This is a genomic window from Streptomyces triticirhizae, assembly GCF_003696235.1.
In the GTDB taxonomy this organism is placed as follows: Bacteria; Actinomycetota; Actinomycetes; order Streptomycetales; family Streptomycetaceae; genus Streptomyces; species Streptomyces triticirhizae.
On sequence record NZ_RFFJ01000134.1, the window covers coordinates 5,405 to 17,252 of the forward strand.

An 11,848-nucleotide genomic window follows, 5' to 3' on the forward strand; every position below is an offset into this window, starting at 1 on the left:
GCCCCCCCCCGGGGGGGGGGGGCCGCCCCCGCGCCGGGGGGGCCCCCCCCCCCCCGCGGGCCCCCCCCCCCCCACGACTCGCTTCCGTCCGGTGAGGTCGCCCGTCCGGTGAGGTCACACCAGGAGGTAGTCGGCCTCGCCCGACTTCACGCCCTCGATGAAGGTCGCCATCTCGTGAAGGGAGCAGATCAGCGCCGGCCCCTCGGGGTCGGTCGACTGACGCAGCGCCACCCGGCCGTCCGTCAGCCGCATGGCCTCCACGCAGCTGCCTCCGTTCCCGCCGCTCCATGGCTTCTGCCAGCCCTCGGTTCCCAGGTGGGCTGCCGGCATCCCGTTGTAGATGCGATCCATCGTTCAGATCTCCTTGCGAATTCCACTGAGGATGGCCTCAGTGCGGTGCACTGGCGCGGCCTGCGCGCACATCCGGTCCAGCGCCTCCCGGAACGCCGAGACATCGTCGCGCTGGTCGAAGTACGCGGCGCCGACCAGGTTCTCCGCGCAGGCGATGTCGGACAGTTCGGGCACGGGGAACCGGAAGAGGTGGAACGGCCCGTACATGGCCGGGTGGTGGCCCGCCGAGAACGGCATGATCTGGAGCCGGATGTTCGGCGAGGCGGCGGCCTCGATCATCCGGCCGATCTGGCCACGCATCACGTTGGGGTGGCCGATGGGCCGGCGGAGCACGGTCTCGTCCATCACGATCCACAGCAGCGGCGGCTGGGGCCGGGTGAGGATGTCCTGGCGGGCCAGCCGCAGGGCCACCAGCCGCTCGATCTCGGCGGCGGGGGCGTGCGGCATCCCGGACCTGAGCACGGTGGTGGCGTAGGCCTCGGTCTGCAACAGGCCGGGGACGTAGTGCGGTTCGTAGGCGCGGATCTGGTCGGCCTCGGCCTCCAGGCTCACGAAGGCGCTGAACCACTCGGGCAGCACGTCGCGGTAACGGTGCCACCAGCCGGGCCGGTTGGCCTCGCGGACCAGGGCGAGGAAGGTGTCGATCTCCTCCTGCTCGGTGACCCCGTAGATCCGCAACAACTTCTCGATATAGGGGACCTTCAGCCCGACCTGGGCCTTCTCCATCCGTCTGATGGTGGCGTGCGTGACGTCCAGCGCCCGCCCCGCCTCCTCGAAGGAGAGTCCCGCCGCCTCCCTGAGGTCCTGGAGGCGGCGGCCCAACACCACCCGCAACGCGGTGGCGGCTCCACTGGTCTGCCCGCCGGCCACTACCCCACCCCACCAACTGCCGTCATGGGCAAGGAGTCTGCCATGCCATCAGCCAGAGCAACAGACTGAAAGAACCGGATCTGTAATTTGCAGGATGCCTCTTGCCGGATGCGAGGGACAACCCGCAGAGTAGGGCCGTGGCTTCCTCCTCGCGCGTCGAACCCCTGGTGCGACAGAACGGCTCCGCGCCGCCGAGCGGGTGTCTGCGCTTCCGCCTGCCGGCCGTGCCGACGTCGGCGGCCGAGGCGCGTCGACTCACCCGGCAGCAGCTCGCGGAGTGGCGCACGCCCAGTGACGCCAACGACAGCGCCCAGCTGGTGATCTCCGAGCTGGTCACCAACGCGCTGCGGCACACGGACAGCGACAGCGTGGGCTGCGAGGTCCGGCTGCTGGGCTCGCTGCTGCGGGTAGCCGTGGCCAGCGGGGGCTCGGGGCCGCGCAGCGTGCCGAAGAACGCCAGCGAGGATGACGAGGGCGGCCGGGGCCTGCTGCTGGTCTGCTCCCTCGCCCAGGTCTGGGGCGTCCGCCCGCAGGACGCCGGCGCCGGGCACGTGGTCTGGGCCGACCTGCCGCTGAGCGACTCCGACGGCTGACCCGAACTCAGGAGCGGGCCACGCCCGTTGACCCCGGCTCCTCCCCCGGTTTCTCCCCCGCCGCCCCGGCGGCCTGTGCTGCGGCGCGGGAACGGGCCGTCGCCATCGCGCGGAAGGCGCCGGCGGCCGGCAGCGCGACCGCCAGGGCCCCGAGCCCCAGGCCCAGCGTGAGGCCGTATCCCCAGCGCGGGCCGTGCGCGTCCAGCACCGGGCCGGCCGCCAGCCCACCGCCGGCCCGCCCCAGCGCGGTGGCGGTGGAGAGCCAGGTCATGCTCTCGGTCAGCGCCGACTCGGCGACGCCCTCCCGCACCAGGCTGTAGGCGGCGATGGTCATGGGCGCGATCAACAGCCCCGAGAACAGCGAGAAGACGCCGAGCACCGCGACCGACGGCATCGCGCCCAGCGACGCCATCCCGGCGACCACCAGCAGCAGCGCGACCCGCAGCCGCCGGTCCATGGGCGCGGCGAAGGCGTGCGTCCCGTACCAGAGCCCGCCCACCACACTGCCCACGGCGAACGCGGCCAGCACCGGGCCGATCATCCACGCGGCGCCGTGGGTCTCGACGAAGGCCATGGTGGTCAGCTCCCAGGCGGCGAACATGGCCGAGGAGCACGCCCACACCGCGCACAGCGCGCGCAGCCCCGGGTTCGCCAGCGCGCCGCCGTCGCCGGGGGCGCGCGGCGCGACGGGCGGCTCGGTGGCGCGCTGCCCGGCCATCAGCAGGCTCCCGGCCAGCCCCAGCGCGGCGACCACCAGCACGCCGAGCGCGGGATGCCACAGCACCACGCCGGCGACCACCAACGGCCCGACGACATAGAGCAGTTCCTCGGTGACCGACTCCCAGGAGTAGGCGGCGCCCAGCAGCCGCCCGGAGCCCTCGTCGCGCAGCAGGTGGCTCCAGCGGGCGCGGGCCAGCGCGCTGAGCGGCGGGCGGGTGGCGCCGAAGGCGGCACCGGACACCAGCAGCACGGCGGTCGGCGCCCCGGCCCGCGCGGCCACCACCAGCAGCACGCCGGAGAGCGCGAAGGCCGTCGCGACCAGGGGCAGCACCCGACGCTGCCCCCGGCGGTCCACGGCCCGGCCGACGCGGGGGACCAGCACGGCGTAGGCCAGCGCGCCGGCCGCGGAAACGGCGCCCGCCGTGGCATAACTGCCCGTGACATGAGTCACCAGAAGGACCACCGCGAGGTTGAGCGTGGCACCGGGGAACCGACCCACGAGACTCGCGAGGACAAAGCGCCGGGCGCCCGGAAGCCGCAGGATCTCGGCGTAGGAGCGCAGGCCGGAGGAGTTCGCCATGGGGCGGCACGATGCCCGTCACAGCCGGCGGAGGCAGCCGAATTACCGTGCGCCCGACGGGGTTTCGGCCAGGGAACCCCGGCATTCCGGAACGCGTTACTTTACCGTTCCATTACCATTGGCGAGGCCGCGACGGCACGCCGCGCGGAAGTCCGTCATGCCGCGCGTAGGAAGACCGGAGGAAGAGTGGACGTCTCGTTGACCGCGTGGGTGCTCACCGTGGTGGTGTTGTGCGCCCTCATCGCCGTGGACTTCTTCTTTGGACGCAAACCACACGAGGTCTCCATGAGGGAGGCCACCGTGTGGACGGTGTTCTGGGTGGTGTTGGCGATCCTCTTCGGGATCGGTCTTGCCGTGTTCGAGGGCGGAACGCCGTCGAGCGAGTTCTTCGCCGGCTATGTCACCGAGAAGTCGCTGAGCGTGGACAACCTCTTCGTCTTCGTGCTGATCATGACCAAGTTCGCCGTCCCGGCGCAGTACCAGTCCCGGGTGCTGATGGTCGGCGTGCTGATCGCCCTGCTGCTGCGGGCCGGGTTCATCGCCGCCGGCGCGGCGCTGATCGCGAACTTCTCCTGGGTCTTCTACATCTTCGGCGCGTTCCTGATCTGGACCGCCTGGAAGTTGATCATGGAGGCCCGCGCCAAGGACGAGGGCGAGGAGTACGAGGAGAACCGCTTCCTGAAGATGGTGGAGCGGCGTTTTCCCGCCACCGACCGATACCACGGCACCAGGATGGTGACCGGGAGAACGGCCGCCGGCTCATCACGCCGATGCTGATCGTGATGCTGGCCATCGGCAGCACCGACATTCTCTTCGCGCTGGACTCCATTCCCGCGATCTACGGTCTGACCGAGGAGCCCTACATCGTCTTCACGGCCAACGCGTTCGCGCTGATGGGCCTGCGCCAGCTGTACTTCCTGATCGGCGGGCTGCTGGAGAAGCTGGTGCACCTCTCCTACGGCCTGTCGGTGATCCTCGGCTTCATCGGCGTGAAGCTGGTGCTCCACGCGCTCCACGAGTCGGGGGTGCACACGCCGGAGATCAGCACCGCGTTCTCGCTGAGCGTCATCTGCGGCGTGCTGGTCGTCACCACCATCACCAGCCTGTACGCCAGCCGGGAGGAGCGCGCGGCCGCCCGGGCGGCGAAGGAGAACGGGACGGAGGGCGCGGACGAGGAGTCGGCGGAGTCCGCCGAGCACCGCTCCTGACCTCGCCTCCGGTACCGTGACCCGAACGCCGCCGCCGGAACCCGGCGGCGGCCTCGGGCGTTTACCTGGCGTGGGACTCCGCGCACCAACGGTGGACAGGAGGCAACTCATGGGGACGGGGCCCTCGGGTCAGGAGGAGCCGCGCGGCGGTGACGACGCCCCACGCGAGGAGGACTGGGACAACCTGGTCCTGGACGAGAGCTTCATACGCGAGGCCGAGGTCCGGGAGCCGACGGCGCGGACGCGGATGCTGCGCGAGCGGTGGAAGGACGGCGGGCCCGCTCCCCAGCCCTGGCGCTCGGACGAGCCGCCGGCGGGCTGGGTGCACGGCACGGGTCGCCAGGGCGGCTCGCGCAAGCGCGGCGACAAGCCGCGCAAGCGCCGCTGGTTCCGGCGCAGGGGCAAGAACGACGACAGCTGATCGGCACCGGGCGGGGTCACCACCGGTGGCGCCGCCCGACGCCCCGGCTCGTTCCGTCCCGGCCGCCCCTGGTCGAGATCCCGTTCCTGGTTGAAATCCCCTTTCCCGGAGTCGCCATGTCCACCGGCCGCCCGCCGACGTTCGCCGCGCTCGACACCGGGGTCCCCTCCGGGGGCGACGGCGCCGGGGCCACGCTGCTGCTGGTGCACGGGTGGGGTGGCGACCGCCACGAGTGGGACGCGGTGGTGGCGGCCCTCGCCGACCGACACCGGCTGCTGGTCCCCGACCTGCCGGGCCACGGCGCCACCCCGGCCCGCCCGGGTCGGCACACGCCCCGGCTGGTCGCGGCCGACCTCGCGGCCTGGCTCGACGCCAGGAGGGTGGGCCCCGTGGTCGCGGTCGGCCACTCCATGGGCGGGCAGGTGGTCGCGGCGCTCGCCGTGGACCACCCCGGGCTGACGCGGGCCACGGTGACGGTGGCCACCGGCTTCGGCGGCACCGCGACGCTCACCCAACTCCGTTCCGAGCAGGCGGCGTTGGAGCGGGAGGGCGCGGCCTGGGCGGCCCGCTTCGCCGACCGGGCCAGCGGCCCCGCGACCCCGCCCGAGGTGACCGAGCGGCACCGCCGGCTGTTGGCGGCGGCCGACCCGGCGGTGCTGGCCGCCTACCGGGAGGCGATGTATCTGGCGCCCGACGCCTTCGGGCGGCGACCGGCCGCCGAGGCGTTCCTGCGCGGGCGGCGCTGCCCGGCGCTGGCGCTGCACACCGCCGACGAGGCCGCCGCCTGGGAGGGCTCGCTTCCCGCGCATCCGCTCTCGACCCAGCTGACCTGGCCCGACTGCGGCCACTACGTCCACGAGGAGCGGCCGGCCGAGGTGGCAGCCCTGATCGAGGGTTGGTGTCGCCGGGTGGCGGCGGTCGGCTAGCCTTGCCGTTATGCCGTCGACGTTCCGCAACCGGGTCATCTCCCCGCCGATCGCCCGCTGAGGGCACGGCTCGCGCGTCATTCCCACCGGCCGCCGCATCCGGCCGCCGGTTCTCCTGAGTGTGCCCTCCTACCGGTCCCTCGTCGGATTCACATGGAGCAGGACACCTCACCCATGACATTCCTATCCCCTTCCGGATCTTCCGGTTCCTCCCGACCTTCTGGTTCCGCCGGTTCCCCCGGTTCCCTCGACGCCGCCGGCCGCTCCGGCGGCGCGGGGCTGCCCCGTTCCACCCGCTCCGCTCGGGCGGGGCGGCCGGGCGGCGGAGCCTGGCTGGTGCTGGCCGCCGCAGGGCTGTGGGGCACCACAGGGACGACGGCCAGCCTCGCGCCCGAGGGCGCGTCGGCCCTGTCCGTCGGCGCCGCCACCATGGGCATCGGCGGGCTGCTCACCCTGGCACTGGCCGGCCGCTCGGTCCTGCCGGTGCTGCGACGGGCCACGCTGGGCTGGGCGTTGGCGGGCGCCGCCGCCGTCGTCTGCTACCCGCTGGCGTTCTACACCGCGATGGCCTGGGCCGGGGTGGCGGTGGGCACCGTGGTGAGCATCGGCTCGGCGCCGGTCTTCGCCGCGCTGCTGGAACGGTGCTGTGAGGGCCTGTCCCTCAGCCGCCGCTGGTGGGGCGCGACGCTCGCCGCGAGCCTGGGCTGCGTCCTGTTGACGCTGGCCGGCGACGGCGGCACCGCCTCCGGCCAACGGCCGGCCGCCGGCGTGGCGTTGGGCGTGCTGGCGGGCGCCGGCTACGCCGGATACACCTACTGCGCGTCCCGGGTGATCCGGCGCGGACACCCGGCGCGGGCCACCATGGGGGCGCTCTTCGGACTGGGCGCGCTGGTGCTGGTGCCGGTGCTGGCCGTCACCGGGGGCCCGTTGCTCGGCTCGGCGCGCGGCCTGGCGGTGGTCGGCTATCTGGCGGTGGTGCCGATGTGCCTGGCCTATCTGCTCTTCGGCGCGGGGCTGGTGCGGGTGCGGACCAGCGCGGCGACCACGTTGAGCCTGTTCGAACCACTGGTGGCCGCCGTGCTGGCGGTGCTGGTGGTCGACGAACGGCTCGACGCGTGGGGCTGGTTCGGGGTGGCGCTGGTCGCCCTCGGGCTGACCGCGCTCACCGCGCGCGGGTCGGTGGGGCGGCGCCGCTGACGCCGGCGGGAAGCGTCCCGAAGGCGGTGGCCGGCCGAGGCTTCGGGTCACGACCGGCCACCGCTTTCCTCGGGGTCGGGGCGCCCAAAGGGCGCCAGTGCCTCCGCCGACGTGCCGCTCCTCGCCGGCGGAGCCGCCCCCGCCGCGGCCCCCCTCGTCCCGCCCGGGCGCCCCTCCCCCACGATCATGGCCGCCGGCCCGGCGCGGTGCGACCTGTTGTGGCCTGGCCGCACAACGACATCCGGGACCTGCTCTCCGCCTCCCAGGTCAGGGCGGACATGCGGCGGTGGGCGGAGCGGCGCGGCCGGCCGGTGCCCGGCTGGACGCGGGCGCTCGGCAACGACCGAGAGCCGCTGCGGGAGTTGGCCGACGCCGTGCCCCATGTCCTGTTGGTGCCCTCGGTCTTCGGGGCCGTCCATCCGATGGTGGACGCGGGCGGCGCGGCCGCGGCCGTATCTGACTTACCCGTCGGCTCGCCCGACTCCGAGCCGCTGCTGTCCGCCGTGGCCACCGCGCGGGCCCTGGCGACCGTGCCGGACTCGCTGGCCGCGCCGCTGGGGCGCACCCGCGCCATGGTGCTGTGGACCATCGCCGAGCACCCCGGCCGCACCACCACCGAACTCGCCCGGCGCACCGGGATCTCGCCAGCCAGCGCGAGCCAGCACGCGACGGTGCCGCGCACGGCCGGCCTCACCCACACCGCGCTCAACCGCGACACGGCCCCGCACCCGGCGACCCCGCTGGGCCTGGGCGTCCTCGACGGCGCGGGCTGAACGGGGGGAGCCCGGTGCGGCGGAATCCCGTTGGCGCGGGGTCGGCCCACCGGTCAAGGATGGGGCGCATGGCTCGACTTCACGACATCGTGTTCGACGCGGCGCGCCCCTCGTCCGTGGCCAGGTTCTGGGCCCGGGCGCTGGAGGGCTACGCGGTGGCCCCCTACGACGAGGCGGAGCTGGAACGGCTGCGGGCGGAGGGGATCGACGGCCCGGAGGACGACCCCACCGTGCTGGTGGAACGGGTGGGCGGCGGGGGGCCGCGCCTGTGGTTCCAGCTGGTGCCGGAGGAGAAGGCCGGCAAGAACCGCGTTCATCTGGACCTCAAGGCGGCCGAACCGGCCGTCGAGGCCGAGCGCTTGGTCGGGTTGGGCGCCCGGGTGGTGGCCCGCCACGAGGGGCACCTGGTGCTGGCCGACCCGGAGGGCAACGAGTTCTGCGTCTTTCCCGAGGCCGGCTGAGCCTCCCGAGGCCCGCCGCCCCGTGACACGGGGCGGCGGGCCCTGGTCGGTTCCGGGGTCAGCCCCGCACGCCCAGCAGGTGGTCCATGGCCAGCTGGTCGAGCGCCTCGAAGGCCATGCCGCGCGCGGCGGCGGCCTCGGGGTCGAACTCCTCGAACGCCGACCGGTCGGCCAGCAGCTCCTCGAAGCCCTCGCCCTCGTTGAGGGTGGGCCGGGCCAGCTCGTCGAGGCGGGCGGCGCGCAGCGCCTCCTGGACGGCCGGGTCGGCGCGGAAGGCCGCCGAACGCTCCCTGAGGATCAGGTAGTTGCGCATACAGCCGGCGGCCGAGGCCCACACGCCGTCGAAGTCCTCGGTGCGCGGCGGCTTGAAGTCGAAGTGCCTCGGGCCCTCGTATCCCGCCGTCTCCAGCAGGTCGACCAGCCAGAAGGCGGAGCGCAGGTCGCCGGCGCCGAAGCGCAGGTCCTGGTCGTACTTGATGCCGGTCTGGCCGTTGAGGTCGATGTGGAACAGCTTGCCCGACCAGAGCGCCTGGGCGATGCCGTGCGGGAAGTTCAGGCCCGCCATCTGCTCGTGGCCCACCTCGGGGTTGACGCCGAACAGCTCGGGCCGCTCCAGGCGGTCGATGAAGGCCAGCGCGTGGCCGACGGTCGGCAGCAGGATGTCGCCGCGCGGCTCGTTGGGCTTGGGCTCGATGGCGAACCGCAGGTCGTAGCCCTTGCTGACGACATAGTCGGCCAGCAGGTCGAAGGCCTCCTTGAAGCGGTCGAGGGCGGCCCGCACGTCCTTGGCGCCGCCGCTCTCGGCGCCCTCCCGGCCGCCCCAGGCGACGAAGGTCTTCGCGCCCAGCTCGGCCGCGAGGTCGATGTTGCGCAGCACCTTGCGGAGGGCGTAGCGGCGCACGTCGCGGTCGTTGGCGGTGAAGCCGCCGTCCTTGAAGACGGGGTGGGTGAACAGGTTGGTCGTGACCATGGGCACCACCAGGCCGGTGGCGTCCAGGGCCTGCCGGAAGCGCTTGATCACGCCGTCGCGCTCGGTGGCCGAGGCGCCGAACGGGACCAGGTCGTCGTCGTGGAAGGTGACGCCCCAGGCGCCCAGCTCGGCGAGGCGGTTGACGGACTCGACCGGGTCCAGCTCGGGCCGGGTGGCCTCGCCGAACGGGTCGCGGCCCTGCCAGCCCACCGTCCACAGACCGAAGCTGAACTTGTCATCGGGGGTGGGCTGGTACTTCTCAGCTGACATGGCGGCTCCTCGGCTCCCCAGCTATTTCGTCATGGCCGTTAACAAATTAGTATGCGGGGACCCGCCTTAGGAACCCCCTTCGCCCAGGGCTCAGAGAGGACCGCGCTCATGACCGCAGCAGAAGGCCCCCTGGTGGTCGGTGTGGACAGCTCGACCCAGTCCACCAAGGTGCTGGTGGTGGACGCCGCCACCGGCACGGTGGTGGCCAGGGGCCAGGCGCCGCACCAGGTGACCGCCGAGCACGACAGCGATCCCGAGGTGTGGTGGGAGGCCCTGACCTCGGCGCTGGCGCAGTGCGGCGAGCCGGCGAAGCGGGCCGGCGCGGTCGCGGTCGCCGGCCAGCAGCACGGGCTGGTGACCCTGGACGCCGACGGCCGCCCGGTGCGCAACGCGCTGCTGTGGAACGACACCCGCTCCGCGCCCCAACGCGACCGGCTACTCGCGGAGTTGGGCGGGCCGAAGGCGTGGGCGGAGCGGGTCGGCAGCGTGCCGGCGGCCTCGTTCACGGTGACCAAGTGGGCCTGGCTGGCCGAGCACGAGCCGGAGGCCGCCGCCGCCACCCGGGCGGTGCGGCTGCCGCACGACTACCTCACGGGTCGGCTCGCCGGGGCGCCGGTGTCGGCCGGCACCACCGACCGGGGCGACGCCTCGGGCAGCGGCTGGTGGTCGACGGCGACCGGCGCCTACGACGAGGAGATCCTGGCCCATGTGGGCCTGGACCCGGCGCTGCTCCCCCGGGTCGTCCCGCCCGGCGAGGCGGCCGGCACGGTCGCCGACGGCCTGCCCCTGCCGGCCGGCATCCCGGTGGCCGCCGGCACCGGCGACAACATGGCCGGCGCCCTGGGCCTGGGCCTGGCCCCCGGCAGCCCGGTGCTCAGCCTGGGCACCTCGGGCACCGTCTACGCGGTCTCCGAGCGCCGCCCGGCCGACCCGACGGGCACGGTCGCCGGCTTCGCCGACGCGGGCTCCGCGTTCCTGCCGCTGGCCTGCACCCTCAACTGCACGCTGGCCGTCGACCGGTTCGCCGCTCTGCTGGGCCGGGACCGGGAGGCGGTGGAGGCGGGCGGCCGGGCCGTGGTGCTGCCGTTCCTGGACGGCGAACGGACCCCCGACCTGCCCTACGCCTCGGGCCTGGTGCACGGGCTGCGGCACGACACCACGGCCGGGCAGCTGTTGCAGGCGGCCTACGACGGCGCGGTCTTCGCGCTGCTGAAGGCGCTCGACCTGGTGCTCGACGAGGGCGCCGACCCGAACGAGCCGATCCTGCTGATCGGCGGCGGCGCCCGGGGCACCGCCTGGCGGGAGACGGTGCGCCGACTCTCGGGCCGGCCGGTGCGGGTGCCGGTGGCCGAGGAGCTGGTGGCGCTCGGCGCGGCGGCCCAGGCCGCCGGGCTGCTGCTGGGACGCGACGCCGCCGCCGTGGCCCGGGACTGGGACACCGCGCGGGGTCCGGCGCTGCCGGCGGTGGAACGGGACGAGGCCGCGCTGGAACGGCTGGGGACGACGCTGGCGGACGCGGACGCGCTGCTGCGGCGGGCGTGAGAAGGTCGCCCGACGCCCTTCGAGAGAACGGAAGTTCAGGTGGCCCAGCCCGCGACGACCACGCCGCAGTCGGCGATGCGGCAGCACAACCTCTCGCGGGTCCTGCACACGCTGGCCGCCGAGGGGCCGCTCTCCCGCGCCACGGTGGCCGCACGGATCGGGCTGACCAGGGCGGCGGTCTCCACCCTGGTGGACGAACTCCTGCGCGGCCGGCTGCTGGTGGAGGAGGGCCCCGGGCGGTCGGGCGCGGTGGGCCGGCCCGGCAGCCAGCTGCGGCTGACCGACCGTGGGCCCTGCGGCTTCGGCGCGGAGATCGGCGTGGACCATCTCGCGGTGTGCGCGGCCGACCTGCGGGGCGAGATCCGGGTGCGGGTGGAGAAGGAGTTCCGCGCCCAACACCGCGAACCGGCCGAGGTGCTCGCCGAGGTGCGGGCCCTGGCCGACCGGGCCAGGGCCCAGGCCGCCCGGGTCGGGCTGCGGCCGGCCGGGCTCGCGGTCGCCGTGCCCGGGCTGGTGCTGCGGGAGAGCGCCACGGTGCTGCGGGCGCCCAACCTGGGCTGGCGCGACGTCGAGCTGGCCGGGCTGCTGCCCGACGACCTCGGCGAGGTCACCGTGCACAACGAGGCCAGCCTGGGCGGGCTGGCCGAGCTGTGGTCGCGCACCGAGCCCGCGGCCGACAGCTTCGTCTATGTCTCGGCCCAGATCGGCATCGGGGCCTCGGTGGTGGTCGACGGACAACTCCTGGGCGGGGCCCACGGGTTCGGCGGCGAGTTGGGGCACGTTCCGGTGCGTCCTGAGGGGCCCGTCTGCGGGTGTGGTGGGCGGGGCTGTCTGGAGACCTACGCCGGCGAGGAGGCGGTGCTGCGCGCCGCCGGGATCGAGCCGGGGCCCGGGGTGCGGCTGGGCGCGCTGACCGCGCGCTGCGAGGCGGGCGAGGCGGGCGCGCTGCGGGCGGTGCGGCGGGCC

General features: G+C 74.3%; 12 protein-coding genes and 1 pseudogene. 9 read left to right on the forward strand and 4 right to left on the reverse strand.

From position 1 onward, the window contains the following. Nucleotides 1–114 precede the first annotated feature (114 nt). Both EBN88_RS20775 and EBN88_RS20780 read right to left on the reverse strand, forming a co-directional pair. Nucleotides 115–351 (reverse strand): DUF397 domain-containing protein, encoded by a 237-nt coding sequence (locus tag EBN88_RS20775; RefSeq protein ID WP_122185429.1) that lies wholly within the window; start codon nucleotides 349–351, stop codon nucleotides 115–117. 3 nt (nucleotides 352–354) lie between these two features. Next, nucleotides 355–1,179 (reverse strand): helix-turn-helix domain-containing protein, encoded by an 825-nt coding sequence (locus EBN88_RS20780; protein ID WP_407703437.1) that lies wholly within the window; start codon nucleotides 1,177–1,179, stop codon nucleotides 355–357. A gap of 179 nt (nucleotides 1,180–1,358) precedes the next feature. Here EBN88_RS20780 and EBN88_RS20785 point away from each other — a divergent pair, with 179 nt between their 5' ends. Next, nucleotides 1,359–1,814, forward strand: coding sequence for an ATP-binding protein (locus tag EBN88_RS20785; protein ID WP_233580817.1), 456 nt, complete (start codon nucleotides 1,359–1,361; stop codon nucleotides 1,812–1,814). 7 nt (nucleotides 1,815–1,821) lie between these two features. Here EBN88_RS20785 and EBN88_RS20790 read toward each other — a convergent pair whose 3' ends face one another. Beyond that, a complete protein-coding gene (locus EBN88_RS20790; RefSeq protein WP_122185431.1) occupies nucleotides 1,822–3,114 on the reverse strand; it encodes an MFS transporter in 1,293 nt (430 codons plus the stop codon). Between the two features lie 186 nt (nucleotides 3,115–3,300). Here EBN88_RS20790 and EBN88_RS20795 point away from each other — a divergent pair. From EBN88_RS20795 to EBN88_RS20820, 6 genes and pseudogenes are all read left to right on the forward strand, one after another. After that, nucleotides 3,301–4,322 (forward strand): annotated as a pseudogene (locus tag EBN88_RS20795) (TerC family protein). Between the two features lie 109 nt (nucleotides 4,323–4,431). Further along, entirely contained in the window at nucleotides 4,432–4,743 is a 312-nt protein-coding gene (locus EBN88_RS20800; RefSeq protein WP_233580818.1) for an SGM_3592 family protein, read from the forward strand. Nucleotides 4,744–4,859: 116 nt separating this feature from the next. Then, on the forward strand, nucleotides 4,860–5,669 hold the full coding sequence (locus tag EBN88_RS20805; RefSeq protein WP_122185432.1) for an alpha/beta fold hydrolase: 810 nt from the start codon (nucleotides 4,860–4,862) through the stop codon (nucleotides 5,667–5,669). Between the two features lie 336 nt (nucleotides 5,670–6,005). Continuing rightward, nucleotides 6,006–6,866, forward strand: a complete 861-nt coding sequence (locus tag EBN88_RS20810; protein WP_233580819.1) for a DMT family transporter — start codon at nucleotides 6,006–6,008, stop codon at nucleotides 6,864–6,866. Nucleotides 6,867–7,084: 218 nt separating this feature from the next. After that, nucleotides 7,085–7,639 (forward strand): MarR family transcriptional regulator, encoded by a 555-nt coding sequence (locus tag EBN88_RS32600; protein ID WP_122185434.1) that lies wholly within the window; start codon nucleotides 7,085–7,087, stop codon nucleotides 7,637–7,639. 68 nt (nucleotides 7,640–7,707) lie between these two features. Beyond that, on the forward strand, nucleotides 7,708–8,100 hold the full coding sequence (locus tag EBN88_RS20820; RefSeq protein WP_122185435.1) for a VOC family protein: 393 nt from the start codon (nucleotides 7,708–7,710) through the stop codon (nucleotides 8,098–8,100). Nucleotides 8,101–8,158: 58 nt separating this feature from the next. Here the strand turns inward: EBN88_RS20820 and xylA are convergent, their stop codons facing one another. Further along, entirely contained in the window at nucleotides 8,159–9,340 is a 1,182-nt protein-coding gene (gene xylA / locus EBN88_RS20825; RefSeq protein ID WP_122185436.1) for a xylose isomerase, read from the reverse strand. A gap of 108 nt (nucleotides 9,341–9,448) precedes the next feature. On the opposite strand from xylA, the gene xylB reads away from it, so the two are divergent. Together xylB and EBN88_RS20835 are read left to right on the forward strand one after the other, a co-directional pair. Beyond that, nucleotides 9,449–10,882 carry a xylulokinase gene (gene xylB, locus EBN88_RS20830; protein ID WP_122185437.1) on the forward strand — a complete coding sequence of 478 codons (1,434 nt, stop codon included), beginning with the start codon at nucleotides 9,449–9,451 and terminating at the stop codon, nucleotides 10,880–10,882. A 75-nt stretch (nucleotides 10,883–10,957) separates the two neighbouring features. Next, a partial coding sequence (locus EBN88_RS20835) for an ROK family transcriptional regulator (protein WP_147472784.1) occupies nucleotides 10,958–11,848 on the forward strand: 891 nt, incomplete at its 3' end.